This is a genomic window from Cupriavidus agavae, assembly GCF_004217045.1.
In the GTDB taxonomy this organism is placed as follows: domain Bacteria; phylum Pseudomonadota; class Gammaproteobacteria; order Burkholderiales; family Burkholderiaceae; genus Cupriavidus; species Cupriavidus agavae.
In genome coordinates, this window is record NZ_SGXM01000004.1 from 50,274 (window position 1) to 76,580 (window position 26,307).

23 protein-coding genes and 1 pseudogene are annotated in these 26,307 nt (G+C 66.1%); 14 read left to right on the forward strand and 10 right to left on the reverse strand.

Annotated features, from left to right (window positions below; genetic code table 11):
* Positions 1 to 9: 9 nt before the first annotated feature.
* Positions 10 to 1,536, forward strand: a complete 1,527-nt coding sequence (locus EV147_RS16330; RefSeq protein WP_130392277.1) for a tripartite tricarboxylate transporter permease — start codon at positions 10 to 12, stop codon at positions 1,534 to 1,536.
* Between the two features lie 52 nt (positions 1,537 to 1,588).
* On the opposite strand, the gene trhA is transcribed toward EV147_RS16330, so the two are convergent.
* Positions 1,589 to 2,206, reverse strand: coding sequence for a PAQR family membrane homeostasis protein TrhA (gene trhA, locus EV147_RS16335; protein WP_130392278.1), 618 nt, complete (start codon positions 2,204 to 2,206; stop codon positions 1,589 to 1,591).
* An 85-nt stretch (positions 2,207 to 2,291) separates the two neighbouring features.
* The gene (locus tag EV147_RS16340) at positions 2,292 to 2,990 is read right to left on the reverse strand and encodes a dienelactone hydrolase family protein (protein ID WP_130392279.1); all 699 of its coding nucleotides are present in this window, start codon (positions 2,988 to 2,990) and stop codon (positions 2,292 to 2,294) included.
* 349 nt (positions 2,991 to 3,339) lie between these two features.
* On the opposite strand from EV147_RS16340, the gene EV147_RS16345 reads away from it, so the two are divergent.
* From EV147_RS16345 to EV147_RS16365, 6 genes are all read left to right on the forward strand, one after another.
* A complete protein-coding gene (locus tag EV147_RS16345; RefSeq protein WP_235844774.1) occupies positions 3,340 to 3,552 on the forward strand; it encodes a hypothetical protein in 213 nt (70 codons plus the stop codon).
* 62 nt (positions 3,553 to 3,614) lie between these two features.
* Complete coding sequence (locus EV147_RS16350) at positions 3,615 to 5,810, forward strand: phosphocholine-specific phospholipase C (protein WP_130392280.1); 2,196 nt, start codon at positions 3,615 to 3,617, stop codon at positions 5,808 to 5,810.
* 105 nt (positions 5,811 to 5,915) lie between these two features.
* Positions 5,916 to 6,311, forward strand: coding sequence for an FKBP-type peptidyl-prolyl cis-trans isomerase (locus EV147_RS16355; RefSeq protein WP_130392281.1), 396 nt, complete (start codon positions 5,916 to 5,918; stop codon positions 6,309 to 6,311).
* Between the two features lie 101 nt (positions 6,312 to 6,412).
* Entirely contained in the window at positions 6,413 to 7,156 is a 744-nt protein-coding gene (locus tag EV147_RS16360; RefSeq protein WP_130392282.1) for a sulfite exporter TauE/SafE family protein, read from the forward strand.
* 114 nt (positions 7,157 to 7,270) lie between these two features.
* Positions 7,271 to 7,408, forward strand: a complete 138-nt coding sequence (locus tag EV147_RS26125; RefSeq protein ID WP_198680273.1) for a hypothetical protein — start codon at positions 7,271 to 7,273, stop codon at positions 7,406 to 7,408.
* A 179-nt stretch (positions 7,409 to 7,587) separates the two neighbouring features.
* The gene (locus tag EV147_RS16365) at positions 7,588 to 7,899 is read left to right on the forward strand and encodes a hypothetical protein (RefSeq protein WP_130392283.1); all 312 of its coding nucleotides are present in this window, start codon (positions 7,588 to 7,590) and stop codon (positions 7,897 to 7,899) included.
* A 49-nt stretch (positions 7,900 to 7,948) separates the two neighbouring features.
* Here the strand turns inward: EV147_RS16365 and EV147_RS16370 are convergent, their stop codons facing one another.
* Positions 7,949 to 8,998, reverse strand: a complete 1,050-nt coding sequence (locus EV147_RS16370) for a phytoene/squalene synthase family protein (protein WP_130392284.1) — start codon at positions 8,996 to 8,998, stop codon at positions 7,949 to 7,951.
* A 73-nt stretch (positions 8,999 to 9,071) separates the two neighbouring features.
* Complete coding sequence (locus tag EV147_RS16375; protein WP_130392285.1) at positions 9,072 to 9,773, reverse strand: DUF899 family protein; 702 nt, start codon at positions 9,771 to 9,773, stop codon at positions 9,072 to 9,074.
* Between the two features lie 205 nt (positions 9,774 to 9,978).
* On the opposite strand from EV147_RS16375, the gene EV147_RS16380 reads away from it, so the two are divergent.
* From EV147_RS16380 to EV147_RS16400, 5 genes are all read left to right on the forward strand, one after another.
* Positions 9,979 to 10,212, forward strand: coding sequence for a CDP-diacylglycerol pyrophosphatase (locus EV147_RS16380; RefSeq protein ID WP_130392286.1), 234 nt, complete (start codon positions 9,979 to 9,981; stop codon positions 10,210 to 10,212).
* Positions 10,213 to 10,242: 30 nt separating this feature from the next.
* Positions 10,243 to 11,025, forward strand: a complete 783-nt coding sequence (locus EV147_RS16385) for a CDP-diacylglycerol diphosphatase (RefSeq protein WP_130392287.1) — start codon at positions 10,243 to 10,245, stop codon at positions 11,023 to 11,025.
* A 145-nt stretch (positions 11,026 to 11,170) separates the two neighbouring features.
* Positions 11,171 to 12,439: an MFS transporter gene (locus tag EV147_RS16390; protein ID WP_130392288.1), complete on the forward strand. Its 1,269-nt coding sequence runs from the start codon at positions 11,171 to 11,173 to the stop codon at positions 12,437 to 12,439.
* 311 nt (positions 12,440 to 12,750) lie between these two features.
* Complete coding sequence (locus EV147_RS16395) at positions 12,751 to 13,848, forward strand: hypothetical protein (RefSeq protein ID WP_130392289.1); 1,098 nt, start codon at positions 12,751 to 12,753, stop codon at positions 13,846 to 13,848.
* A gap of 271 nt (positions 13,849 to 14,119) precedes the next feature.
* A complete protein-coding gene (locus tag EV147_RS16400; RefSeq protein ID WP_130392290.1) occupies positions 14,120 to 15,661 on the forward strand; it encodes a methyl-accepting chemotaxis protein in 1,542 nt (513 codons plus the stop codon).
* 60 nt (positions 15,662 to 15,721) lie between these two features.
* Here EV147_RS16400 and cyoD read toward each other — a convergent pair whose 3' ends face one another.
* From cyoD to cyoA, 4 genes are all read right to left on the reverse strand, one after another.
* Positions 15,722 to 16,165, reverse strand: coding sequence for a cytochrome o ubiquinol oxidase subunit IV (gene cyoD, locus EV147_RS16405; RefSeq protein ID WP_130392291.1), 444 nt, complete (start codon positions 16,163 to 16,165; stop codon positions 15,722 to 15,724).
* On the reverse strand, positions 16,162 to 16,848 hold the full coding sequence (gene cyoC, locus EV147_RS16410; protein WP_198680274.1) for a cytochrome o ubiquinol oxidase subunit III: 687 nt from the start codon (positions 16,846 to 16,848) through the stop codon (positions 16,162 to 16,164). The genes cyoD and cyoC overlap by 4 nt, the downstream gene beginning before the upstream one ends.
* Entirely contained in the window at positions 16,841 to 18,847 is a 2,007-nt protein-coding gene (cyoB, locus tag EV147_RS16415) for a cytochrome o ubiquinol oxidase subunit I (RefSeq protein ID WP_130392292.1), read from the reverse strand. Before cyoB ends, cyoC begins: the two co-directional genes overlap by 8 nt.
* A gap of 124 nt (positions 18,848 to 18,971) precedes the next feature.
* Positions 18,972 to 20,021, reverse strand: coding sequence for a ubiquinol oxidase subunit II (gene cyoA / locus EV147_RS16420; RefSeq protein ID WP_130392293.1), 1,050 nt, complete (start codon positions 20,019 to 20,021; stop codon positions 18,972 to 18,974).
* 148 nt (positions 20,022 to 20,169) lie between these two features.
* Here cyoA and EV147_RS16425 point away from each other — a divergent pair, with 148 nt between their 5' ends.
* Entirely contained in the window at positions 20,170 to 21,489 is a 1,320-nt protein-coding gene (locus EV147_RS16425) for an MFS transporter (RefSeq protein WP_130392294.1), read from the forward strand.
* 56 nt (positions 21,490 to 21,545) lie between these two features.
* Here the strand turns inward: EV147_RS16425 and EV147_RS16430 are convergent, their stop codons facing one another.
* Together EV147_RS16430 and EV147_RS16435 are read right to left on the reverse strand one after the other, a co-directional pair.
* Entirely contained in the window at positions 21,546 to 22,994 is a 1,449-nt protein-coding gene (locus EV147_RS16430; RefSeq protein WP_130392295.1) for an HDOD domain-containing protein, read from the reverse strand.
* Complete coding sequence (locus EV147_RS16435; RefSeq protein ID WP_130392296.1) at positions 22,994 to 24,763, reverse strand: putative bifunctional diguanylate cyclase/phosphodiesterase; 1,770 nt, start codon at positions 24,761 to 24,763, stop codon at positions 22,994 to 22,996. The genes EV147_RS16430 and EV147_RS16435 overlap by 1 nt, the downstream gene beginning before the upstream one ends.
* A gap of 545 nt (positions 24,764 to 25,308) precedes the next feature.
* Here EV147_RS16435 and ilvA point away from each other — a divergent pair.
* Positions 25,309 to 26,292: pseudogene (gene ilvA, locus EV147_RS16440) on the forward strand (threonine ammonia-lyase, biosynthetic); the annotation flags it as partial.
* Positions 26,293 to 26,307: the final 15 nt, after the last annotated feature.

Consider the following 26,307-nt stretch of genomic DNA (forward strand, 5'->3'; position numbering starts at 1 on the left):
GGGGCCGACATGGAAGAACTCAATTCGCTGATGGGCGGCTTTGCCGTGGCGATGTCGTGGCACAACGTCGGCCTGATGCTCGTGGGCATCCTGCTCGGCATCGTGGTGGGCGTGCTGCCGGGGCTGGGCGGGCCGAACGGCGTGGCCATCCTGCTACCGCTGACGTTCTCGATGGAGCCTACGTCGGCCGTGATCATGCTGTCGTGCATCTACTGGGGCGCGCTGTTTGGCGGGGCCATCACGTCGATCCTGTTCAACATTCCCGGCGAGGCGTGGTCGGTGGCCACCACGTTCGACGGCTACCCGCTCGCGCAGCAGGGCGAGGCGGGCCGCGCGCTGACTTCGGCGTTCACGGGATCGTTCCTCGGCGCGCTGGCCGGCGTGCTGCTGATCACGTTCCTGGCGCCGCTGGTGGCCAAGTTTGCGCTGCGCTTCGGGCCGCCTGAATTCTTCGCGGTCTACTTCCTGACGTTCTGCAGCTTCATCGGCATGGGCAAGGAGCCCAAGGCCAAGATCGTCATTGCCATGTGCATCGGCTTTGCGCTGGCGGCGGTGGGCATGGATACGGTCTCGGGCACGCTGCGGATGACGTTTGGCTCTACCGAGCTGCTGCGTGGCTTCGACTTCCTCGTGGTGGTGATCGGCCTGTTCGGCATCAGCGAGATCCTGATGACGATGGAGGAAGGCGTCGCCTTCCGCGGCAAGCGCGCCAATATCGACCTCAAGGTGGTCCTGAAGACCTGGGCCGAGCTGCCGCGCTACTGGATGACGCTGATCCGGTCCTCGGTCATCGGTTGCTGGCTCGGCGTGACGCCGGGCGGCGCCACGGCGGCGTCGTTCATGGGCTACGGCGTGGCCAAGCGCTTCTCGCGCCAGAAGGACACGTTCGGCAAGGGCAACGTCGAAGGCGTGATCGCGCCCGAGTGCGCGGCGCACGCGGCTGGTACCAGCGCGCTGCTGCCGATGCTGGCGCTGGGCATCCCGGGCTCGGCCACGGCGGCCGTGCTGCTGGGCGGGCTGATGATCTGGGGCCTGCAGCCAGGGCCGCTGCTGTTCGCCGAGCAGAAGACCTTCGTCTGGGGGCTGATCGCCAGCATGTACCTCGGCAACCTGGCGGGGCTGATCGTGGTGCTCTCGACGGTGCCGCTGTTCGCGGCCATCCTGCGCATCCCGTTTGCCATCATCGCGCCGCTGATCCTGGTGGTCTGTGCGATTGGCGCCTTCACGGTGCACAACGCGATGTTCGACGTCTGGCTGATGCTGATCTTCGGCGTGATCGGCTACGTGCTCAAGAAGCTCGACTATCCGCTGGCGCCGCTGGTGCTGGCGCTGGTGCTGGGCGACCGGGCGGAGGACGCGTTCCGCCAGACCATGCTGATGTCGCAGGGCCAGATGAGCGTGTTCTGGTCGAACGGGCTGGTGGGTACGATCATGGCGCTGGCCGTGGTGATCCTGGTCTGGCCGGTGGTGGGCGGCCTTCTGGAGAAAACACGACGCCGCAAGATGGTGTCGGCGCACGAAGGCGCCGGGGAATGAAAGACGGCCCAGGGGAAACCTGGGCCGTTTTCTCTTGTGGCGCGCCGGAGGGTCAGTCGACGTAGAAGAAGATGCTGATGAACTGGCAGATGCTGCCACCGAGCACGAACAGGTGCCAGATGCCGTGGAAGTGCCTGACCTTCTCGTCGAACAGGAAGAAGCCGATGCCGGCGGTGTAGATCGCCCCGCCCGCCACGAGCCAGTAGAGCCCTGCCGGCGGCAGCGCGGCCATCAGCGGCTGGAAGGCTATCAGCACCAGCCAGCCCATGATCACGTAGATCGACAGCGACAGGACCCGCGTGCGATGGCCGATCCACAGTTCCTGGATGATGCCGATGGTGGCCAGCCCCCAGTTGATGCCGAACAATGTCCAGCCCCACGGGCCGCGCAGGGTGACGAGCGCGAATGGCGTATAGCTGCCGGCGATCAGCAGGTAGATCGCGCAGTAGTCGAGCCGGCGGAAGATGTCCTTGGCCGGGCCGCGCACGCTGTGGTAGACGGTGGAGATCGTGTAGAGCAGGACCAGTGTGGTCCCGTAGACGATGGAGCTGACCACCTTCCAGGCGTCGTGGTAGAGCGCCGAGTAGGTGATCAGCACCGCCATGCCGGCGGCGGACAGCACTGCGCCCGCCAGATGGCTGTAACCATTGAACCGTTCGCCGCGATACATCCCGAATGCTCCGTTTGCGAGTTCGATCAAGCGGGCATTTTGGCATGAATCGCGGAGTTCAAGGATATAGCCGGGAGTTGCGGGGCTATTTCATGGCCTGAAAATGTTTCAACGTGCGGGCGTTGGCGGCCTTCGCCGCGTCGTCGACATAGTGGATTCCTTGAATTCGGGCGAAGGCGTGCTGGCAGCCCGGGTAGGTATGAATTTCCACCTGCGGGTTGCCCTGCAAGGCGCCGATGATCTTCTGGCGGGCTTCGGGCGGCACGAATTCGTCCTCGTCGGCGATATGCATCAATAGCGGTTTGCTGATTTTCGATGCTTCGCCCAGGTGTTTGTCCATGCCGACGCCGTAATACGACACCGCCGCATCGGCACCGGTGCGGGTGGCGGTCAGGTAGGCCAGCAGGCCCCCGAGGCAGTACCCCACGGTGCCCACCCCGCCGTTCACGCCCGGCTGCTGCCGCACGGCGCCGATCGTGGCGTCGATGTCGGCCACGCCCTTGTCCACATCGAACGCGTTGTAAAGCGCCAGCGCCTTCTGCCATTCGGCCTCGGTCTTGTCGGTCAACTCGACGTTGGGCTCCTGCCGCCAGTACAGATCTGGACAAATTGCTACGAAACCTTCGCGGGCGAAGTTGTCGCAGGTCTCGCGCATGTCTGCGTTGATGCCAAAGATTTCCTGGATCACGACGATGGCCGTGCCCCGGGCATTAGTGCCCTGGGGGGTGGCGAGATACGCGTCGAAGCTGCCGTCGGGCACGGTGATGGTGATGGTCTGGGACATCGGGGGTGGCTCCTTGGTGGATGGGCATCGTGGGACAGCCAGACAAGCTTAGTCAAAGTCTGCGCCGGTTTGCCAGCCGATTTCGCGCACGCCGCCGGCGCGCCATCACACCTTTCCCGGCATGTTCATTCGCAACAACAGGTCATTCAAACGCGCGAAGCGTCGGGTTATGGTCACATCGTTGACATATCAAGCGCACAGACTGCCGGTCTCGCACAGGGCATGCCCCTCGTGCGGAGGGTGCCCCCCGCCCCACAAGACTCTGGAAGACGAACGCGGCCGAGAACGCGTCACGGGGCACTGGTTCGTTGATGCCCGGCCCGCCCCTTTGGACTATTCGACTCGACACATGACAACCACAAAACCTGTTCATTCGCGCATGGCCAGGCCGGTGCTGGGTGCCGCCCTGCTTTGCCTGACCCTGCTGCTCGGCGCCTGCGGCGGCGACGACAACAACAACCCGGCGCCGCCGGCCACGGGCGGCGGCAATGGCGGCAATGGCGGTAACGGCGGCACGCCGCCGGCGGCCTGCACCACGGCGCACTGCGCGCCGGCCCCCTGACCGGCGCCGCATCGAACCCGCCTGAAACCGACAGTCCCACACAACAACCCTCCGGACCCGGCATGACATTCAACCCAAGCAAGCGCAAGTTCCTGCGCAACACGGTCGGCACCGCTGCGGCCGCCGCCACGCTGGCCTCGTTCCCGCCGAGCATCCGCCGCGCGCTGGCCATCGAGGCCAACAACGCCACCGGCACGATCAACGACGTCAAGCACGTGGTGCTGCTGATGCTGGAGAACCGCTCGTTCGACAGCTATTTCGGCACGTTCAAGGGCGTGCGCGGCTATGGCGACCGCTTTGCGATCCCGCTGGCCAACGGCAAGAACGCGTTTTTCCAGACCGACGCCACCAACGCCACCATCACGCCGTACCGCCTCGACGCCACGCTCGGCAATGCCCAGCGCGCCGGCAGCACCCCGCACACCTGGCCCAATGGCCAGGCGGCGTGGGATCACGGCCGCATGAACCGCTGGCCGGTGGCCAAGAACCGCCTGTCGATGTCGTACTACGAGACCGCCGAAGTGCCGTTCCAGCGCGCGCTGGCCGACGCCTTCACGCTCTGCGACGCCTACCATTGCTCGATGCACACGGGCACGATCCCGAACCGGCTCTATTACTGGACGGGCACCAATGGCCCGAGCGGCAGCGGTGTCTCGGCCATGATCAACGAGTTCAATGGCGGCAACGACGTGGGCCCGTCCACCGCAGGCTGGGACTGGAAGACGTATGCCGACCGCCTGGTCGATGCCGGCGTGAGCTGGAAGGTGTACCAGAGCCTGGCCGACAACTACGGCTGCAACGAGATGATGGGCTTCAGGCACTGGCGCGCGGCGATGGAATCCATGCCGGCGGCGCGCCGTCCGGTAGCGTTGCCGGCGGTGTCGCCGGCCTACGATCCGGCCATCGACGACGCGCTGAGCCCGCTGGCCCGGGGCTTCGGCAACACGATGCCCGACGGGCTGCTGCAAAGCTTCCGCGACGATATCGCCAACGGCACGCTGCCGGAAATCTCGTGGATCATCCCGCCGTCGACGTACAGCGAGCACCCGGGGCCGTCGAGCCCGGCGCAGGGCGGCTGGTATGTGCAGCAGGTGCTGGACGCGCTGACGGCCAACCCCGAGGTCTTCAGCAAGACCGTGCTGCTGATCAACTACGACGAGAACGACGGCTTCTTCGACCATATGCCGCCCCCGTCAGCCCCGTCGCGCAACACCGATGGCTCGCTGGCGGGCGCCAGCACGCTGGCCGATGCCGACATGGCTTTCGAGTACCACACGTTTCCGCCGGCCACGGCCAACCAGAACAGCCAGGCCCCGATCGACGGCAAGCCGTTCGGGCCGGGACCGCGCGTGCCGATGTGGATCGTGTCGCCATGGAGCCGGGGCGGTTTCGTGAACTCGCAGGTGTTCGACCACACCTCGACGCTGCTTTTCCTGGAAAAGCGCTTCGGGGTGAAGGAGCCGCAGATCGGCGCCTATCGTCGCGCGGTCTGCGGCGACCTGACTTCGGCGTTCAACTTCGTCAACCCGAACACGCAGGCGCTGCCGACGCTGGCCGGACGCAGCACGAAGGTGACCGTGGACAACCTCGCCACGTCGCAGGCGGCCATGGCCGCCATTCCGGTGCCGGTGACGCCGGTCACGCCGGTGCAGGCCACCGGCACGCGTCCGGCGCGTGCGCTGCCCTACGAGCTGCACACTACGTCGCGCGTCGATGCCGGCGCGAAGACCGTGACGCTGAGCTTCGCCAACGGCGGCACGGCCGGCGCGGTGTTCCACGTCTACGACAAGCTGCATCTGGACGCCATTCCGCGCCGCTATGTGGTGGAGGCCGGCAAGACGCTCGATGGCGCATGGAGCGTGGCCGCAGATAACGGCAAGTACGACCTCTGGGTCATCGGACCGAACGGCTACCACCGCGAGTTCGTCGGCGACGCGAGCGAGGCGGCCACTGCCGAGATCCAGGTCTGCTACGAGCTGTGCGATCCCCCGCAACTGCAGGTCAAGCTCTACAACCGCGGCAGCCAGCCGTGCACGTTCAGCGCGGTGGCCAGGACCTATCGCACCGATGGTCCGTGGAGCAAGACCGTGGCACCCGGTGCCGTGGGCGAACTGGCCTGGGCACTGGGCGACAGCGGCAACTGGTACGACTTCGAGATTGCCTGCGATGTCGCGCCGTCGCTGCGTCGCCGTATTGCCGGCCACATCGAGAACGGCAAGGACTCGGTGAGCGATCCGGCCATGGGCCAGGTGTCGTAAGCGGACGCACCGGGGGGAGGGCACCGGCCGGCGTGGCGTGTACACTTGCCGGCTGGTGTCCGGCCACGGCCGGGCGCTCTCCCAACCTCCGACACGACAGATTCCATGAAAACTCTCGCGCTGATTGTTGCCGCCGTGGCCCTGGCCGCCTCGGGCGTGGCCGCCGCCGAAACGCTGCCTTCGGGCGTGGTCATCGAGACCATCACCAAGGGCACGGGCGCGTCGCCCAAGGCCTCCGATACGGTCAAGGTCCATTACCGTGGCACGCTGACCAACGGCACCGAGTTCGACAGCTCGTACAAGCGCGGCCAGCCGATCTCGTTCCCGCTCAACGGCGTGATCCCGTGCTGGACCGAAGGCGTGCAGAAGATGCAGGTCGGCGGCAAGGCCAGGCTGACCTGCCCGGCCTCCACCGCCTACGGCGCACGCGGCGTGCCGGGTACGATCCCGCCGAACTCGACACTGAATTTCGAAGTGGAGCTGCTGGGAATCGGGAAGTAACCGCGCTTTCGTTCCCTGCTTGTTTTCTCCCCTCTCCCGCAACGCGGGAGAGGGGTTGGGGGAGAGGGGAGCAACCCCTCGGCCCCAATCATCATCCCCCCATGGACTCCCTCTTTCTCATCGTCGCCCTGGGTGCCGCTGTAGCCGGCTTTGTTCAAGGCCTGTCAGGGTTTGCCTTCGGCATGGTGGCGATGTCGTTCTGGGCGTGGGGCGTCGAGCCGCACATGGCGGCGGCGATGTCGGTGTTCGGCTCGCTGACCGGCCAGTTGCTCGCGGCCGTCACGGTACGCCGCAAGTTCCATCTCGGCACGGTGCTGCCGTTCCTGCTGGGCGGCGTTGTCGGCATTCCCATCGGCGTGAGCCTGCTGCCAAGCCTCGACGTCAACCTGTTCAAGCTCTGCCTCGGCAGCGTGCTCGTGGTGTTCTGCCCGATCATGCTGTTCGCCAGCCGCCTCCCGCGCATCCACCATGGCGGCCGCATCGCGGATGGCATCGTTGGCGCGGTCGGCGGCATCATGGGTGGCATCGGTGGCTTCACCGGCATCGTGCCCACGCTCTGGTGCACGCTGCGCGGCTTCGACAAGGACCGCCAGCGCGTGGTGATCCAGAACTTCAACCTTGGCGCGCTGATCGTGACGATGGGATTCTATATAGGCACCGGCCTGATCACGCGCGACATGCTGCCGATGTTCGCCATCGTCGCCCCGGCCATGCTGATCCCGACGCTGATCGGCACGCGCGTCTATATCGGTATCAGCGAACTGACTTTCCGCCGCATCGTCCTGACGCTGCTGAGTGCCTCGGGCGTGGCCATGCTTGTGGCATCGGTGCCGAAAGTCCTCTAGCGGCGGTGCCTGATGCGGCACTTCGACAGAAACTGCGCTGGACGTCCGGATATCAGGGTTTATACTTAGCCCGATCTCCCGCCACCGCTCCCGTGGCAGCCGTCTCCCCGCATCATGAACAAGCGTTTCCTCCTCTTCTGCGCCACCTCGTGGAGCGCCGCCGCCATCCTGATTCTCGGCAACGGCGCGATGTCCATGGACGTCCTGAGCGGCGTCGTACTGCTGGCCGGCTTCGACCTGTTGCGTCCCTGACCCTCCGGCATTCCAGCTTTCCCGTGTTCCTTTCGAATTCGCACGGTGTTGCATGCCGCACCTGCGCGCCGGTATGGCGATTCGGGGAACGAACGCCTACGCTTACGAATGGTTCGCGTGCGTTTTCCCTGCCAGGACACCGTGCGCGTGGTTATCAATTGTTTGCACGGAGGCTTCCCATGAAGGCGTTCACGATGGCATTGGCGGTGGCAGTGTTTGTTCCGGGACTGGCATTCGCGGCCGGCCCGGCCAACCCCGCCGACCGCTACGACTACAACATGCGCACCACCAACAAGGACGGCTATGTGCCCGACCCGGCGCGCGTGTCGAACAAGGACGGCTACACCCCCGACACCGCCCGCGCCGGCGACAAGTTCGACCCCTACACCCAGGGCGCGAACCAGGGCACCGCATCGGCGCTGACCGACACCAAGAACACGAAGAAGAAGTCCACGCAGAAATCGCAGAAGAAGGCGCCGGCTGCGCAGTGAGTGGATGCAGCAGGTGATCCGGGGCCGCCTTGCGCGGCCCTTTTTCGTTTCAGCCCAGCCGCTTCTCCACCCGCCCGATCAGCCCCTCGATCCAGCCCCGCAGCATCCCGTCCCACATCACCAGTCCCGCGCTGCGTCCCAGGATGCGGTAGACCTGCTGGCGATCCACCTTGCTCGCGCGCGCCGGGTTGAGCCAGGCGTCGTTTTCGGCCAGCAGTGCCAGCGTTTCGAGGCCGATCAGGATGGGCCAGAGACAGGCCAGCCGCAGGCGGATGGCGGTGCGGGGCAGGGCGAAGGTGTAGGCGGCGGCTTCGCGGAAATGGTCCAGGGCGATGCGCATCAGTTCGTCGCGCAGCGGCACGGCGCGGACCGAGTTCGCGGGATCGAGCAGTGCCTGCGGCGTGAGCCCGTGGCGGTCGAGGCAATCGACGGGCAGGTAGCAGCGGCCGATGCGCAGGTCCTTGCCGCAGTCGCGCAACACATTGACCAGTTGCAGCGCCTTGCCGAAGCGCACGCCCCGGCGCAGCATCGTGTCGAGCGGGGCCTGCATCGCGCCCGGTACGTGGGCGTCGGTCATCGTGGTCCAGAACTCGCCGACGCAGCCGGCCACGAGGTAGGTATAGCGGTCGAGATCGGCTAGGGTGGCCAATGCGACGACGTCGCCCGAGCGTTCGTCGGGGAAGGTCCGCAGGTCGAACTCCATGCCTTCGGTCAGCGTGGTGACGATGCCCTGCACCGCGCTGCGGTCGCGCGGCGCCAACTGAGCCAGCACGTCGAGCGCGGGCCCGATCGATTCCAGCAGTACTTTTTCGTTGGAGTCGGTCTGTTGGCCGGCCACTTCCACGGCCAGGCGCCGTGCCAGCGTGCCGCCGTCATCGCTGCCATTGACACGCTGGCGCAGCGCCAGCAGCAGTTCCAGCCGGCGGGCGGGCGGAATCAGCGCGGTATCGGCGATCGTATCGGCGGCGCGGGCCAGCAGATAGCCCAGGCCGACAGGGTCGCGCATGCCCGCCGGCAGGATGCGCAGCGTCAGGTAGAACGAGCGGGACACTCCCTTGAGCAACGGGCCCAGCAGGTGGGCCCGGTTTGGCGTCGGCATGGCGTGGTGATGGCGTCGAGGAACGGCGCATTGTAGCGGCATGCCGTGCCGGCGGCGTCACCGGGCGCCGGGCTCAGTCATAGGAGAGCTTCGGATACCAGTCGGCGCCCCGGCCTTCGGGCGTGGTGTCGAGCAGCGTCCAGAGCGGATCGGGGTCGGGCGCGCCACGCGGGTCCTGGCCAGGGTCCGACATGTCGAAAGACAGTTCCGCGCTGTAGAAGAGCCGGATCTTGCCGTCGCGCCGGCTGAACACGTTGTAGGCCGGCATGTCCTCGTCCTCGGGGCTGACGTAGTCGCGGGTGTACTCGCCGTCGGTGTCGGCGTAGACCTTGAGCTGCGTCCAGCCACGCGCCGCCTTGGCGGCCTTGAGCCGTTCGATCGGCGAGCGCGCCACCATGGCCAGCGCCACGCGCTGCTCGATGTCGGGCACCTTGCCTTCCCAGCCGGCCATCAGCGAGGTGCACATCGGGCACGGCTTCTCGCGCTGCGGACCGAACATGTAGCTGTAGACCACGAGCGTGTCCTTGTCGCCGAACAGGTCCGCCAGCGTGGCCGGGCCCTGCTCGCCGGTAAAGCGGTAGGTCTTGCTGACTTCTCCGCCCGGAGGCAGCCCGCGCCGCATGGCCGCCACGCGTTCGATATGGCGGCGCAGCTCGATTTCCTCGGCCAGCAGCGCGTTGCGGGCCTGGCGGTAGGCCGGCGATTCGTTCGGAAAGTGGATGCGGTTGCGGCCGGCAAGCTCGGTCGCCGGGGTGAGCGTGGACGATTGCGTCATCGGCTGGCCTCCTGGAAGGGCAAAGCGTGGCGTGCGCGCCACGTTGGGAGAAACCCGATCCGTCCGGAGAGCCCGGCCCGGCGCGGGTATCTGACCAGCATAGGCAAATAGGTGTCCACATGCGCGGGGCGGCATGTGACAGTCATTCCCATGTCACGCGCGGGAATGCATAATCTCTTGCATCTGGGCTTCAAGGAATGACCTGATGCGCGTGACGATTCGTACCTCGACGATTCCAGGAACCCTTGACCGCGGCCCATTGCACCGGGCGGCCGTCTACCTCAATACCGAGGATGAGGTTCCGCCGCTGATGATCAGTGCATGGAGTCAACGTGAACCGGAAGTCTTCCTTGCCGCCCAGCGTTGGGCGCGCAGCCACGACTACATGGTTTCGAATCCCCGCAACGGCACCTACTACGGCGGACGCACGGCGCGCTGAGGCGCCCGAAGCAACTGGAGATCTGCCGAAGTGAGACGTTTGCTGTTGTGTTGCCTGGCGCTGGCTGCGTCGGGGCATGCCTTTGCCGATGCCGGCCTGCTGGAGCGCCTGGTCGGCGCCTTCTCCCGCGATTCGCTCTGGAAGCATGTGCAGGAACGGTGTCTTGTTCCGGCCGCTCCGACCCATTCCGATTGCGTCATCGTCGACCGTCCGCGCGGCTTCGTGCTGTACAAGGACGCGATCGGCGCGTCCCATTACCTCGTGATCCCCGACCTGCCCGTAGGTGGCGTGGAAGACCCGCGCGTCTGGCAGGATGGTACGCAGGGCGGCCGCCACAGCGCCTGGGTGTTCGGCTGGCAGGCGCGCGAGATCGTCGGCAAGGCGGTGGGCCGCCCGCTGCCCGATACGCTGCTCGGCCTGGCGATCAATGCGCGGGCGTCGCGCAGCCAGGACCAGTTGCATATCCACCTCGACTGCATCAGCGAGCGGGCCCGCGACTTCCTGGCCGCCAGCGACATCGGCCCGCAATGGCGCGACCTGCGCTTCAACGGCAAGCCGGTGCGCGCGATGCTGGTGCCGGCCGTGCAGCCCGCGCTGACGGTTGACCCGTTCGAACTGGTCCGGCAGGCGGCGGGCGGCAGCCCCGTGGCGGATCGTGGCGTGTTCGTGGGCTATGTCGCGCCGCCCGGCGGCGTGGCCGGGTTTGTCGTGGTCGACGAACCGGTGGACAAGGCCGACGGCGCGAACGGCCATGCCAGCGATTTTCTCGATCGTGGCTGCAAGCTGGGGCGGGCGTTGCCGGCGGACGGCTGAGCGGCCGGGCGCGTCTCGCCAGGTGGAACAAAGGTCGGTCACCGCGCGGTGATCGACCTTTTTCTCGTGGAAGCCACGGTGGCGCGGGCCGTGCCCGGCGCCGCGCCGCGTAGAATATGGCGCGAGCCCTCCGAGACGTATTCCCATGCATACCCCGGCGCCAGAACCGGAACATCCGTCGCAGCATCCCCCCGTCCTTCCCGATGAGAGCACCGTGGCACGTGGCATCACGCTGCTGACGTTCGCCTTCATCCTGAGCCAGTTCTACCGCAGTTGCCTGGCGGTGATCGCACCCGAGATCCAGCATGACTTTGCGTTGTCGCCGGCCGGCTTTGGCGCGATGTCGTCCTGCTTCTTCCTGGCGTTCGCGTTGGCGCAGATCCCGGTTGGCATCGCGTTCGACCGCTATGGCGTGGGCCGGCCCACCGCATGGCTGCTCGCCATCGGCGGCTTCTCGGCCGTGGGCTTTGTCCTGGCGCCGAACTGGGCCGTGGCGATGCTCGCGCAAATGGGGCTCGGGCTGGCCTGCGCGCCGGTCTTCATGGGGCTGCTCCACTACGCGTCGGAAAACCTCTCCGAACGGCAGTACATGCGCGTGGTCAGCCGCTCCAACGCGTTGGGCATGATTGGCGCGCTGTGCGCCACGGCGCCGCTGGGCTGGATTTCGCAGCATGCGGGCTGGCGCCCGGCGCTGGCGGTGTCTGCGCTCGGCATGGTGGGCGCCTGCTACGGCGTCTGGCGCCATGTGCGCGACACCGGCCACGCCGACGCCCGACGCGCGCCGATGGGCGCCATGCTGGCCGAGAGCGGCAAGCTGCTGGCGTTCTGGCCGCTCTGGACGCTGATTCCGATGTGCGTGGCGATGGCAGCCGGTACGGGCTTTCGCAATGCCTGGAGCGGCCCGTATCTGGCCGACGTGTTCGGCATGCAGGCCGGCGCGCGGGGCGTGGCGTTGACGCTGCTGAGCCTGACGGGTTTCCTGACCGCGTTCCTGTTGCCGGTGCTGGTACGGCGGGGCACGCTCAAGTCGACGGTCCTCGGCTGGGCGGGGCTTTCGATGCTGGGCGGAATCGCGCTGACGGTCTGGCCGGATGCCGGCGTGGTGTCCGGCGTGGCGCTGATGGCGCTGCTGTCCACCATCGGCATGCTGCATCCGCTGGTGATGGCGCAGGGCCGCGCACTGATTCCGGCGCCAGCGCGCGGCCGGGGGCTGGGCGTGCTGAACACGTTCGTGTTCCTCGGTTCCGCGCTGACGTCCTGGGGGTTCGGACTGATCGCCAACGCAGGCCACGACTGGGGCTGGGCCGATGCAAGGATCTACGCCGCCATCTTCCTGTCGGCAGTGCTTTCGGTGGCGCTGTCACTGGTGATCTACTGGTTCAGCCCGACCTCGGCCCCCGCTGCCAGGAGCTAATCCATCGGGCGCATACGATTCCCCTCCAATGGTGGAGTCATTCGGCGTGGCATTGGAATATGCCAATGCCACTTCAGAACAAATATGTCGTCGCGTTACGTAACGCCGTAACGCTGAATTGGCGGAATAACGATATCCAACCCCAGCAATGGCGAAAAGGCGATGTCCCGGAACGCCGCTTCCATGGCGGCTTTCCGCAAATAATCCGAAAGATTAAGTTTCACTGGCACACCGATTGCTGAAGCAGGCCCGCGCCCAAATCCCGCGCGATAAAAATTCCATCAAGCCTGCTTCTGGAGGAAATACGAGCCATGAAAAAAATAATCCCCGTGTCGCTTTCGCTGTCGGTGTTGTCTGCGTTGCTGCTTGCCGCCTGCGGTGGCGGCGGCGGCGAAGGACCCACCCAATCGGTGGCAGAGGCCAATGCCAGCGGCACGGTGACCATGACCATCCCGCTCAAGAGCGTGGACAGGACACGCACGCCGGCTGCTGCGGACGCGGGCACGACGAAGAAGCCGACGTTCATCGATGGCGACAGCAATGGGTTGCTGAAGGTGTTTTTCGATGGGCAGGAGGTGTTCTCGTTCCGTACCACGGGTGAGCCGGCCGTGACAGGGGGGCCGAGCGGGACGGCGACAATGGACAACGGCGGAACGTTCAACTATTCCACGACGATCAGCCTCGTCAACAACCAGCCCGTTGCCAAGGTGGTGGGCACCTACAAGACGACGCCGGGGAATCATACGATTGGCGCAGTGCAGGTCAACGGACCCTGCACGGTGGCGCATTGCATTGCCGACAACGAGGGCTACGTGCTGTCGCAGGGACAGGCCACGGTACGGCTGCAACCGGGCGATAACGGCGCCGCCACGATGTACATGCGCGGCGTGATGCAGTCCGTCTATATCTGCAACGACAACTGCAATGGACAGACAGGTCCGATCCAGTCGGACGGTCTGTATCACCTCTACGTTGTCGTGGCTGACGAGAATGGCACGGCGATCCCGTATCAGGAGTCGAGCCCCGGCCATCCTGTGCCGTACGACAACGGCGCATATCAAATCGTGGAGGTTCCGACCAATACGCCTAAGCTGCTGGAAATCACGGATCCCGAAGGCGACCGGATTACCGAGAACACCTGGTTCTCGTCTCCTGGCCTGTTTCGCAAGTTCGGCACCGAGGGTTACGGTATCGGCGTAAGGCTGCGATGCGTTGGCGTGGGCACGACCAGGCTGATCGCGCGCCTGGGTGCGCAGGGCGGTACGCCGGTCGTCAAGGTGGACAAGGCGATGGAGGCGCGCCACTACCCCACCGCCAACATGGAGCTGGGCCCGGTCGGTGCCAACCAGCAGTTCGGCAACCAGTTGACGGTCAACTGCGAGGCCAGTGGCGCGGTAACCGTCCTGTAATGGCGTCGTAGTTTCGACGAAGTCACGCCAGCGGCGGGCTGCTCCCATCACGGGCGGTCCGCCGCTTCCACATTACAAATAGCTTTCAGTCTGCCGTTGCCTCCGCAATAAGCGTTTTCCCTGATTTCTGGCTCAAGTTTCGGCTACGTCGAACCGTTAGGTCATCCAATGTCTGTCCTTCCGTACATTGCGGTGCGGAGGACGCAGGAGGAGCGGCCGTGTGCAACGGGTGACCACGGCCTGCCACGAACCAATCAATCAGGTAGAAGACATGAAGAATCTTGGTATTGGTGTACGCCTTGGCATCGGCTTTGGCGTGGTGTTGCTGTTGAGCACGTTGATGACGGTGCTCGGGGTGTACCGGTTGCAGGAGGTTGCCGGCCGCACGCACGAGATGATGCAGGAGCCGCTGGCCAAGGAACGGCTGGTCAGCGACTGGTATCGGCTGATGTATGCCAGCGTGCGCCGTACCACGGCCGTGGCCCGCAGCAGCGATCCGACGCTCGGGGCGTTCTTCGCCAAGGAGACGGCCTACTCGGTCAAGGCCATCGCCGAATTGCGCGACAAGATCGAGCCGACCCTGAAGACCGACGAAGAGAAGGCGGCCTTCAAGAAAATCCAGGTGGTGCGCAATCCGTACAACGACTCGCGCGACAAGATCACCAAGCTCAAGGCCGAGGGCCTGACCGACGAGGCCAACAAGGTTCTGGACAACGAGTTCGTGCCGGCCGGCGACGCCTACCTGGGCGAGATCCAGAAGCTGCTCGACATCCAGCGCGCATCGATCGACAAGACCGCGGGCGAGATCAATGGCATCTACGAGAGCGCCCGCAACGGCCTGATCACGCTGGGTGTGATTGCGCTGGCCATTGGCGTGGTGTTTGCCTGGTGGCTGACCGTGGGCATCACGCGCCCGCTGCACCGTGCCGTGGCCTTCGCGCGTACCGTGGCGGCCGGCGACCTGAGTACCCGCATCCACGTGGACAGCACCGACGAGACCGGCCAGCTGCTCGAGGCGCTGCGCGAGATGAACGACAACATCCTGGGAATCGTCAAGGAAGTGCGTAACGGCACCGAGGCGATTGCCACGGGCACGAGCCAGATCGCGGCCGGCAACACCGACCTCTCGCAGCGCACCGAGGAACAGGCTTCGTCGCTGCAGGAAACCGCGTCGAGCATGGAGGAACTGACCAGCATCGTGCGCCAGAACGCCGACAGCGCCAAGCAGGCCAGCTCGCTGGCCGTCAATGCGTCGGAAGTGGCGACCCAGGGTGGCGAGGTGGTGGGCCAGGTGGTCAACACGATGGACGAGATCAACACCTCGTCGCGCAAGGTGGTCGACATCATCTCGGTGATCGAGGGTATCGCCTTCCAGACCAACATCCTGGCGCTGAACGCCGCCGTGGAAGCGGCCCGTGCCGGCGAGCAGGGGCGCGGCTTTGCCGTGGTGGCGGGCGAGGTGCGCAGCCTGGCGCAGCGCTCGGCCACGGCCGCCAAGGAGATCAAGTCGCTGATCGGCGACTCCGCCGACCGCGTCGAGCGCGGCTCGCAACTGGTGGCGCAGGCCGGCGAGACGATGGAGCAGATCGTCAGCGCCGTAAAGCGCGTGACCGACATCATGGGCGAGATCAGCGCGGCGTCGGCCGAGCAGAGCGCCGGCATCGAGCAGGTGAACCAGGCGGTGACGCAGATGGATACCGTCACGCAGCAGAACGCCGCGCTGGTAGAGCAGGCCGCCGCGGCGGCCGGTTCGCTCGAGGAACAGGCCCAGCGTCTCAAGGAAGCCGTGGCGACGTTCCGCCTGGCCGCCTGAGCGCAGCCAGCCTTGCAGTACCGCACCGCCAGGGCCTGGCCCCGGCGGTGCCGGCCCAATCTACTTGGTGCGCGGCGGCACGATCGTGCCGCCCGACTGGGCCGCGTCCTGGTTGTGCTGCATGTGCGGCATCATGTTGCTGTTCAGGTGGAACATCACCCAGAGCGACCCGGACAACGTAATCACCACCAGGGTCAGCGTGAACATCAGCGACAGCATGTTCCAGCCGCCCTCGGACTTGGCGTTCATGTGCAGGAAGTAGATCATGTGCACGACGATCTGCACCGCGCCAATCAGCAGGATCACGATCGCCGTGGTCTGCGACTTGTCGAAGACATCCCCCATCACGAGCCAGAACGGCACCGCCGTCAGGAATACCGACAGCACGAAGCCCGTCAGGTAGCCGCCCAGCGTGGCGTGCGGCCCCATTTCCTCGTCATGGTGATCGTGGCCGTGTCCGTGATCGTGCCCGTGGCCATCCAGGGCGTGGTCTTGCGCGCTCATGGCAGCGTTCCCATCAGGTAGACAAAGGTAAAGACGCCGATCCAGACGACGTCCAGGAAGTGCCAGAACATCGACAGGCACATCAGGCGGCGCTTGTTGGCGGTGATCAGGCCATGCCTGCCCACCTGCAGCATCAGCACGATCAGCCACAGCATGCCAAACGTGACGTGCAGCCCGTGGGTGCCCACCAGCGCGAAGAACGAGGTCAGGAACGCGCTGCGCGTGGGGCCGGCACCCTCGTGGATCAGATGCATGAACTCGTACATTTCCACGGCCAGGAACGCGGCGCCGAACACGCCGGTGATGGCCAGCCAGATCTGCGTGCCGGCCACGCGGTTCTGCTGCATCTGCAGCATCGCAAAGCCGTACGTGATCGACGAGAGCAGCAGGAACGCGGTGTTCATCGCCACCAGCGGCAGCTCGAACAGCTCGGCACCGGTGGGCCCGCCCGCATACTCGCGGCCCAGCACGCCGTAGGCGGCGAACAGGCACGCGAAGATCAGGCAGTCGCTCATCAGGTAGATCCAGAACCCGAGCAGCGTGCCGTTCTGCGGATGGTGTTCCTCCGTCAGGTAGAACTGGTAGCCGCCCGGCGGAACGTCGTCGGCCGCGGCGGTGCCTGGAGGCACGGGCGCGTGGGCCGGCGTGCCGTTGGGGTGCAGGGGGAGCGTTGTATCAACCATGGCCGGTCATCAGTTGTTGGGTGCGCAGGGCTTCGGTCCGGACCACGTCGTCGGTCGGAATGTAGTAGTCGCGCTTGTAGTTGAAGGTATGGATGATTGCGGCGATGACGATGGACGCGAACGAGGCAATCACCAGCCACCAGATGTGCCAGATCAGCGCGAAGCCCATCAGCGTGGACAGCCCCGCCAGCACGATCCCGGCCGCCGTGTTCTTCGGCATGTGGATCGGGATGAACCCGTCCAGCGGGCGCCGGTAGCCAAGCTGCTTCATCTGCCACCAGGCGTCGGTGTCATGCACCACGGGCGTGAACGCGAAGTTGTACTGCGGCGGCGGCGACGACGTGGACCATTCCAGCGTGCGGCCATCCCACGGGTCGCCGGTCACGTCGCGCAGCTGGTCGCGGCGCCGGAAGCTGACCACCAGCTGGATGATGAAGCAGGCAATGCCCAGCGCGATCAGGAAGGCGCCGAACGCGGCGATCTGGAACCAGATCTGCAGCGACGGATCGTCGAAATGGTTCATCCGGCGCGTGACGCCGAGCAGGCCCAGCCAGTACAGCGGCATGAACGCGAAGTAGAAGCCCACGAGCCAGAACCAGAACGAGGCCTTGCCCCACGAGTTCACGAGCCGGTAGCCGAACGCCTTCGGGAACCAGTACGAGATGGCCGCCATCAGCCCGAACAGCACGCCGCCGATGATCACGTTGTGGAAGTGGGCGATCAGGAACAGGCTGTTGTGCAGCGAGAAGTCCGCCGGCGGTACCGCCAGCAGCACGCCCGTCATGCCGCCGATCACGAAGGTGACCATGAAGCCCACGGTCCACAGCATCGGTGGCTCGTAGCGGATCTTGCCGTGGTACATCGTGAACAGCCAGTTGAATATCTTGGCCCCGGTCGGGATCGATATGATCATCGTCGTGATCCCGAAGAACGAGTTCACGCTGGCGCCGGACCCCATCGTGAAGAAGTGGTGCAGCCACACCAGGTACGACAGCACCGTGATCACCACCGTGGCGTACACCATCGACGCGTAGCCGAACAGCCGCTTGCGCGAGTAGGTGGCCGTGACCTCGGAGAACACGCCGAACACGGGCAGCACGAGGATGTAGACCTCGGGGTGGCCCCAGATCCAGATCAGGTTCACGTAGAGCATGGCGCTGCCGCCCTGGTCCGCCGTGAAGAAGTTGGTGCCGACGTAGCGGTCCAGCGACAGCAGCGCCAGTGCGGCCGTCAGCACCGGGAACGCGGCCACGATCAGCACGTTGGAGCACAGCGCCGTCCAGGTGAAGATTGGCATGCGCATCAGCGTCATGCCTGGCGCGCGCATCTTGACGATGGTCACCAGCAGGTTGATCCCTGATAGCAGTGTCCCCACGCCCGCCACCTGCAGCGCCCATATGTAGTAGTCGACCCCCACGTCCGGACTGTGCAGGATGCCCGACAACGGTGGATACGCCAGCCAGCCGGTGCGCGCGAACTCGCCGACGAACAGCGACATCATCACCAGGATGGCGCCGCCCGTGGTCATCCAGAAGCTGAAGTTGTTGAGGAACGGGAAGGCCACGTCGCGCGCGCCGATCTGCAGTGGCACGACGAAGTTCATCAGCCCGGTAATCAGCGGCATGGCCACGAAGAAGATCATGATCACGCCATGCGCCGTGAAGATCTGGTCGTAGTGGTGCGGGGGCAGGTAGCCGAGGTTGTCGCCGAAGGCCACGGCCTGCTGGATCCGCATCATGATGGCGTCGGCAAAGCCGCGCAGCAGCATCACGATGCCAAGGATCACGTACATGATCCCGATCTTCTTGTGGTCGATGCTCGTGAACCACTCGCGCCAGAGGTAGCCCCAGACGCGGTAGTACGTCAGCAGCCCCAACAGCGCGATGCCGCCCAGCGCCACCACCGCGAAGGTGGCGATCAGGATCGGTTCATGCAGCGGGATGGAATCCCACGTGAGGCGGCCAAAAATGAAGTTGGCGAGTTCGGAACGCTCGGGCATGTTTGTCACCTGGGCCTGTCTTGACCAATTCTGGCCGATGAGTGATAGGGAAAACGGATGTCAGCCTGGCTCGGACGGAGGGCGCCGGCGGCTGGCGGTTGCGGGCCGCCGCCGGGGGGCTCCGTCAGCGCAGCAATCGCCCGCCGCTTGCCGGGGTATCCGGCGCGAACGCCGGCGACACGGCCACCGTGTTGCTCGCGGTGCAGATTTCGGCGGATGGGTCGAACTTGCCGCGGCTGCGGTCCAGCGCCATGGTGTCGGCCATGCAGGCGCCGCCGTCCACGCACCGGTTCAGGATCTGCTGGTAGAGGTCGGGCGCCACGCTGGCGTAGCGCCGCACGGGCTCGCGTTCGCTGGGCTTGGCCAGTTGCTGGTAGTTGTCTTTCGACAGCGGAGTGCCCGAGGCCTTGACCTGCTCGACCCACTTGTCGAAATCACCCTCGGCCAGGCCGTGGAACTTGAAGTACATGTGCGAGAAGCCCGCGCCGCTGTAGTTGGCGGACAGGCCCTCGTAAACGCCCGGCTTGTTGATCACCGCGTGGAGCTTGCTCTCCATGCCGGGCATGGCGTAGACCATGCCGGCCAGCGAGGGCACGAAGAACGCGTTCATGACCGACGTGGCCGTGATCTTGAAGGCGATCGGCCGATCCACCGGCGCCGCCAGTTCGTTGACGGTGGCAATGCCCTGCTCGGGATAGAGGAACAGCCACTTCCAGTCCATCGCCACCACCTCCACGACCAGCGGTTTGGCTTCGGCTGGCACCGGCCGTTTCTCGTCGATCCGCGTGATCGGGCGGTAGGGGTCAAGTTGGTGAGTACTGACCCACGTCACGGCGCCCAGCGCGATGATGATCAGCAGCGGCGCGGCCCAGATGGCCAGTTCCAGGACGGTGGAATGGTCCCACTCGGGGTTGTAGGGGGCGTCCTTGTTGCTCTCGCGATACTTCCACGCAAACAGCAGCGTCATGGCGATGACCGGGACGATGATGAGCAGCATCAGCAACGTGGCGATGATGATCAGGTCACGGTTACGCACGGCGAGATCGCCTGACGGTGACAGCAGCACGGCATTGCTGCACCCCGCGAGAGTCAGGAACAAGGCGATTGCTACACTTTTCAGAAGCAATCTATTCGTCACACCAAATGTTGGCACTGCAGCATCGAAGCGTGGCATGGTTCTCGGAAGTGGCGTTTGAGTAACGTCGCTCGCGCTGCGACGTAGCAATCTTTCGATTTCCAATGGCAGTTTAGGCGCTATTCTTGTTACTGCGGGACTTTAAGTGCAGTACGACATTCCTTCCGCTCTCGATGGAGACCCCACGATGGCCAGTTTGACCCACCAGCATCGCGCGTCGCCGACTGCACCTCCGGCGCCCGGCCACCACGAGGTGGCACCTGCCGAAATCGCCACAGGCGTGGTGATCGGGAGGGCCTCGGAGTATTTCGATTTCTTCGTCTACGGCATTGCCTCGGTACTGGTTTTCCCGAGCGTGTTCTTTCCGTTCGCCAGCGAACTGGGCGCGCTGCTGTTCAGCTTCGCCATCTTCTCGTTCGCGTTTATCGGACGCCCGTTTGGCACGGCGCTGTTCATGCGCATCCAGCGGCGCTGGGGGCGTGGCGTAAAACTGACAGCCTCGCTGTTCTTGCTCGGCACGGCCACGGTGGGCATCGCCTTCCTGCCCGCCTACGCGTCGATCGGCAGCGCGGCGATCTATCTTCTGGCGTTTTTCCGATTCGCGCAGGGCATCGCGTTCGGGGGCTCGTGGGATGGGCTGCCGTCGCTGCTGGCGCTCAACGCGCCCCAGGACAAGCGCGGCTGGTACGCGATGCTGGGCCAGCTTGGCGCGCCGGTGGGCTTCATCATCGCCGGCGGGCTGTTCCTGTTCCTCCATGCGAGCCTCACGCCGGCCGAGTTCATCGACTGGGGCTGGCGCTACCCGTTCTTCGTGGCGTTCGCCATCAACGTCGTGGCGCTGTTCGCGCGGCTGCGGCTGGTGGTCACGCACGAGTACACCCGGCTGCTCGAAGAGGATGAACTGGAGCCGATCAGCACGCTGCAGATGGTCAACGCCCAGGGGTTCAACATCTTCCTTGGCGCCTTTGCCGCGCTGGCCAGCTACGCGCTGTTCCACCTCGTCACGGTGTTTCCGCTGGGCTGGGTGATCCTGCACAAGACGCAGGACATCACCGATGTGCTGGCGATCCAGATCGTGGGCGGCTTCATCGCGGTGATCGGTACCGTCATCTCGGGCTGGATCGCCGACCGCATCGGCCGGCGCACCACGCTGGCGGTCATGGCCGTGCTGATCGGCATCTTCAGCCTGGCCACGCCGTGGCTGCTCGGCGGCGGGCCGACCGGGCAGGACATCTTCATCCTGGTGGGCTTCGGGCTGCTGGGGCTGTCGTACGGGCAGGCGGCTGGCGTGGTGACCTCGAACTTCGCCACCAAGTACCGCTACACCGGCGCCGCGCTGACCACGGACTTCGGCTGGCTGTTCGGCGCCGCCTTCGCGCCGCTCGTGGCGCTGGGACTCTCGTCGTTGTTCGGGCTGGCGGCGGTGAGCCTGTACCTGCTGTCAGGCGTGCTGGGCACGCTGGTGGCGCTGCGGGTCAACCGCGCGCTGGGCACGCCGGACGAATAAGGCGGGAAGCAACACGCGGCAAGCAGCGGGCCGGCCCCGGGCGGCCGGCCTTGCCGTCAGCGTGGACGCGCGACGCCGCGGTCTGGCGCGGCGCGCATGACGCCGGCGGCAATTTCCTGCATCAGCGCGTCGATGGCGTCGATCTCGGCATCGCCGAGCGCGGCCGGCATCCGCGCCGAGCCCCAGTCACCATAGATCAGCGCGATACAGCGGTTGCGCATCTTCACCGGCGCCAGCAGCACCGAACGGGCGTCGGGCAGTGCATCGCGGTACCAGCGCGGCATGCGCGGCGCCACGTCGGGCTCGAAGGTGTCCTCGATCAGCAGCGGACGCGCCGACAGCCCGGCAAAGTGGAACACGTCGGGCACGAACCCTTCCTCGAATGACAGGGCCGGCAGCGCCTCGCGCATGCCGTCGCCGAAGCCCAGCCGCGCATGGAAACGCCGCGTGGCCGGATTCAGCATCATCAGGAAGCAGCGCGAGAAATCCAGCGCGCGCATGCTCGTCTCCAGCACCATCGGCGCGAGTTGTGACACCGACAGCCCCGCGCCTTCGCGGCGCACCTCTTCCAGCCCCTGGCGCAGCCGTTCCAGCACGTTCACGGGCCGCCCGCCGTTTGCGGCAGCGCCATCGGCGGGTGCCGCCGTCTCCGATTCGATGATCGTGCTGTTGAGGCTCTCGGCCTGGCTCACGGCCACGCTGACATCGCCCGGATTCAGCCCGAGCATCTTGGCGTGCGAGTTCAGCAGCGCCTCGACCGACGCCTGCGTGCCCTCGCGCACCATCGTCACGGCGGCCTCGGACGAGACATGCGCGATGGCGGCCAGCCAGTCGGCATGGGTCTCCAGGCGGCTGTCCGCAGCCAGCGTGCGCGGCTTCATGGCGTTGGCGATCAGGCCCGGCAGGCGCCATTTCTGGGCGGCCGCCTCGGCGATATCCTCGAGCGAGACACCCAGCACCTCCAGCGCGGCCTCGTTCTCGGTCATCGGATGCGCGGCGCACATGGCCTCGATGCGCTCCCACTCCTCGGGGAAGTAGAACACCAGCAGCAGCCGGCTCATGTGGTACATCAGCGTGCAGACGACGGCTTCCTCGCCCTCGTTGATGCCGCGTGCCTGGCTCAGGGCGCGCGTGATCTCGCCGGCCACCAGCACGCGCTGCAGCGCCTTGGCCGCCTGCGGGCGCTTGGGCGCCACGCCGTGGAAGTAGTCGAGCAGCTGGATGCCGAGCGTCAGGTGGCTGATGGCCTCGACGCCGAGCACCAGGATGGCGCGCGAGACCGTGGTGACCTCGCCGCCGAACGAGCGGTACATGGCCGAGTTGGCCAGCCGGATCACCTTCTGCGACAGGCTGAAATCCGACAGCACGCTGGTGGCCATCTCGCCCACGCTGAGATCGGCGTTGAGCGTCTTGAAGATGTTGTCGACGCAGTACTGCAGCGTGGGGAAATCCCCCTGCTGTGCCATGCGCGCCCAGAGCGTCTCGAAGAAGGCGGACTTGGACATCAGGACGCCACCCGCTGCGTGAAGACCTCGCCCTGGCCCATGACCAGCTTGCCGTCGAGCACCGCCGACTCGAAATCGGCCGGGCTCAGCGCGCGCGCATAGCGCCAGCCCTGTACCAGATCGCAGCCCTGGGCGGCCAGCAGGTTGCCCTGGGCCTCGGTCTCGACGCCCTCGGCAATGGCCACCAGGCCCAGCTCGCGCGCCAGCGACAGCACCGCCGAAACGATGGTGCGCGCGTGCGGGGAATCGATCATGTCGGCCACGAAGCTGCGGTCCACCTTGAGCGCGGACAGCGGGAAGCGGCGCAGGTACGACAGGCTGGAATAGCCGGTGCCGAAATCGTCCACCGCGAAGCGGATGCCCAGCGCGCGCAGCGACAGCAGCAGTTGCTCGGCCGCCTTGGGGTCGGTCATCAGCACGCTTTCGGTGATTTCCAGCACCAGGCGGTCGGCGCCGATGCCGGCGTCCTGGATGGCGGCGCGCACGCTGTCGTAGAAGTTCGGATGCAGGAACTGCACGGCCGAGACGTTGACCGACATGTGGCCCACGTGGATGCCCTGCGCATCCCAGGCCGCCAGTTGCGCGCAGGCGCAGCGCAGCGCCCAGGCGCCCAGATGCTTGATCAGCCCGTTCTTCTCGGCCACGGGGATGAAGATGTCGGGGCGGATCTCCTTGCCGGCATGCTCCCAGCGCATCAGCGCCTCCACGGCGCAGATCTTGCCCGTGCCGGGCCAGACGATCGGCTGGTAGTGCAGCAGGAATTCGCCGTTCTGCACGGCCTCGAACATGCTCTGCTCGATGCGGAACTGCTCGTCGAGCCGGCGGTCGAGTTCGGGCGTGTAGACACAATAGCGGTTCTTGCCCAGCGCCTTGGCCTCGTACATCGCCAGGTCGGCGCGGCGCAGCCATTGCGACTCGCTCTGCGGCGCGCCGGCCGAATGGGCCAGCCCGATGCTGGTGGTGATGCGCACATGGCAGCCACCCAGCAGGAACGGCTGGCGGATGACGTGGATCACGCGTTCCAGGATGCGTACGGCGTCGGCCTCGGTGGGCATGCCGTCGAGCAGCAGCACGAATTCGTCGCCGCCCAGGCGGGCCACGCTCTGCCGCGTGCGCACGGTGTCCTGCAGCCGGGCGCCCACTTCCTTGAGCAGCGCGTCGCCGAACTCGTGGCCCAGCGAATCGTTGACGTTCTTGAAGCCGTCCAGGTCCATCAGGGCCAGCGCAAAGCCCTGGCCGGCCCGGCCGGACGCGCATTCCTCGATCCGCTTGCGGATATAGGCGCGGTTGCCCACGCCGGTCAGCGGATCCAGGAAGGCACGCTCGGACAGTTCGCGCTGCGACTCCATCCAGTCGCTGATGTCGTAGCCGAACAGCAGCAGCGCCGTGCTGCCATCGGCGGCGGCATGGTGGCTGGCGCGCAGGTCGATCCAATCGGGGCCGCCGATGCCGCCGGCCATGCGCACGCGCTCGCGGCGCGCGGCACGGTCATGGGCGCAGCCGTGCAGCATCTGGGCCACGCGCTCGCGCGATTCCAGCGCCACGAGGTCCAGCAGCGAGGCGCGGCGCAGATAGTCGAGCGGATAGACCAGCAGGTCAGCCGTGGTCTCCGTGGCATCGAGAATGCGTCCCTGGACGTCCACCCACATGGCCAGCGCGCCGGAAGCTTCCAGCAACGCCCAGGCCTCGTCCCCGGCAGGGGTGGCAGCGGGCAGCCGGCGGTCGGCAGGCTCGGGTGCCAGGGCAACATCGTATGCAAGCGCGGTCATGTACTTTTTATGCCCGAAGTCCTGTGGACGCAGGAAGGATATCGGATGGAGTTTTCTGAAACTGAATTACCCGTGCGGCCTGACGCAGAACCAGTCCAAGGCTAACCCGTGCCCGGAACATGACCACTGGCCCTGCAGGCCGTCTGGCGCGACAGCGCCGATTCTAATACGACCTGCCATCCGCCTGAAGGCCGCGCGCCACAACGGATTGCGGGAAGCGGCGCGGATACGACACGCGGCCGCGCCGCCACGGTGCAAGACTGCGCCGGGATTGACACAGTGTGGTGAAATCCGTGACACTCGCTGCCATGACCTCTTTCGGCCTGCGCGCCTTCGCCATCGCGATTATTCGCACCATTCCTCGAATGGTGGGTTAGCGCGCGTCCGGAACAGACAAACAAACCCGCCCAGCCAGGCGGGTTTTTTGTTGCCGCCTCCTGGGTCCAACGCCCAAGCCAGGAGTGCCCATGCCGTCGACCGCCCCCGTTTCCCTTCCGTCCCGCGCCGCCACGCCGCCCGCGCTGTTGCATGCCGATGCCGGCGCGATCGATGCCGATGACTACCTGCGGCGCATCCTGACCGCCCGCGTCTATGACGTGGCCCGCGAGACCGCGCTGGAGCCGGCCGCGAGCCTGTCGGCCCGGCTGGGCCATACCGTCCTGCTCAAGCGCGAGGACCACCAGCCGGTGTTCTCGTTCAAGGTGCGCGGCGCCTACAACAAGATGGCCAACCTGCCGCCCGATGCGCTGGCGCGCGGCGTGATCACGGCATCGGCCGGCAACCATGCCCAGGGCGTGGCGCTGGCCGCCGCCCGGCTTGGCGTGCGCGCAATCATCGTGGTGCCCCAGACCGCCCCGCAGGTCAAGGTGGACGCCGTGCGCACCCATGGCGGCGCGATGGTGGAGGTGGTGCTGGCCGGCGAGTCGTATTCCGATGCCTACGACCACGCGATGGCGCTGCAACGTGAGCGAGCGCTAACCTTCATCCCGGCGTTCGACGATCCCGACGTGATCGCCGGGCAGGGCACGGTGGGCATGGAGATCCTGCGCCAGCACCGGGGCGCGCTCGACGCCGTGTTCGTGCCCATCGGCGGCGGCAGCCTGGCGGCCGGCGTGGCGTCGTACATCAAGGCCGTGCGGCCCGAGGTGAAGGTCATCGGCGTGCAGACCGACGATTCGTGCGCGATGGCCCGCTCGCTGGCGGCCGGTGAGCGCGTGACGCTGGAAACAGTGGGTTTGTTCTCGGATGGCACGGCCGTCAAGCGCGTGGGCGCCGAGACATTCCGCCTGTGCCGGCATCTGCTGGACGGTGTGCTGACGGTGGACACCGACGCGCTCTGCGCCGCCATCAGGGACGTATTCCAGGACACCCGCAGCCTGGTGGAGCCGGCCGGCGCACTGGCCGTGGCGGGGCTGAAGCAGTATGCGGAGGGGTTGCCCGCAGGCGCGGCGCAAGCGCTGGTGGCGATCACGTCGGGCGCCAACATGAACTTCGACCGGCTGAGGATCGTGGCGGAGCGGGCGGAGATGGTGGGTTGAAGCTGG

Coding starts and splice junctions, on each gene's coding strand:
- EV147_RS16400 (WP_130392290.1), top strand. CDS start 14,120: ATGAAGAATCTTGGTATTGGTGTACGCCTTGGCATCGGCTTTGGCGTG.
- EV147_RS16435 (WP_130392296.1), bottom strand. CDS start 24,763: ATGACCGCGCTTGCATACGATGTTGCCCTGGCACCCGAGCCTGCCGAC.
- EV147_RS16425 (WP_130392294.1), top strand. CDS start 20,170: ATGGCCAGTTTGACCCACCAGCATCGCGCGTCGCCGACTGCACCTCCG.
- EV147_RS16360 (WP_130392282.1), top strand. CDS start 6,413: ATGGACTCCCTCTTTCTCATCGTCGCCCTGGGTGCCGCTGTAGCCGGC.
- EV147_RS16370 (WP_130392284.1), bottom strand. CDS start 8,998: ATGCCGACGCCAAACCGGGCCCACCTGCTGGGCCCGTTGCTCAAGGGA.
- cyoA (WP_130392293.1), bottom strand. CDS start 20,021: ATGCCACGCTTCGATGCTGCAGTGCCAACATTTGGTGTGACGAATAGA.
- EV147_RS16340 (WP_130392279.1), bottom strand. CDS start 2,990: ATGTCCCAGACCATCACCATCACCGTGCCCGACGGCAGCTTCGACGCG.
- EV147_RS16350 (WP_130392280.1), top strand. CDS start 3,615: ATGACATTCAACCCAAGCAAGCGCAAGTTCCTGCGCAACACGGTCGGC.
- EV147_RS16330 (WP_130392277.1), top strand. CDS start 10: ATGGAAGAACTCAATTCGCTGATGGGCGGCTTTGCCGTGGCGATGTCG.
- EV147_RS16380 (WP_130392286.1), top strand. CDS start 9,979: ATGCGCGTGACGATTCGTACCTCGACGATTCCAGGAACCCTTGACCGC.
- EV147_RS16395 (WP_130392289.1), top strand. CDS start 12,751: ATGAAAAAAATAATCCCCGTGTCGCTTTCGCTGTCGGTGTTGTCTGCG.
- trhA (WP_130392278.1), bottom strand. CDS start 2,206: ATGTATCGCGGCGAACGGTTCAATGGTTACAGCCATCTGGCGGGCGCA.
- cyoD (WP_130392291.1), bottom strand. CDS start 16,165: ATGAGCGCGCAAGACCACGCCCTGGATGGCCACGGGCACGATCACGGA.
- EV147_RS16430 (WP_130392295.1), bottom strand. CDS start 22,994: ATGTCCAAGTCCGCCTTCTTCGAGACGCTCTGGGCGCGCATGGCACAG.
- EV147_RS16345 (WP_235844774.1), top strand. CDS start 3,340: ATGACAACCACAAAACCTGTTCATTCGCGCATGGCCAGGCCGGTGCTG.
- cyoB (WP_130392292.1), bottom strand. CDS start 18,847: ATGCCCGAGCGTTCCGAACTCGCCAACTTCATTTTTGGCCGCCTCACG.
- EV147_RS16355 (WP_130392281.1), top strand. CDS start 5,916: ATGAAAACTCTCGCGCTGATTGTTGCCGCCGTGGCCCTGGCCGCCTCG.
- EV147_RS16390 (WP_130392288.1), top strand. CDS start 11,171: ATGCATACCCCGGCGCCAGAACCGGAACATCCGTCGCAGCATCCCCCC.
- EV147_RS16375 (WP_130392285.1), bottom strand. CDS start 9,773: ATGACGCAATCGTCCACGCTCACCCCGGCGACCGAGCTTGCCGGCCGC.
- EV147_RS26125 (WP_198680273.1), top strand. CDS start 7,271: ATGAACAAGCGTTTCCTCCTCTTCTGCGCCACCTCGTGGAGCGCCGCC.
- EV147_RS16365 (WP_130392283.1), top strand. CDS start 7,588: ATGAAGGCGTTCACGATGGCATTGGCGGTGGCAGTGTTTGTTCCGGGA.
- cyoC (WP_198680274.1), bottom strand. CDS start 16,848: ATGGTTGATACAACGCTCCCCCTGCACCCCAACGGCACGCCGGCCCAC.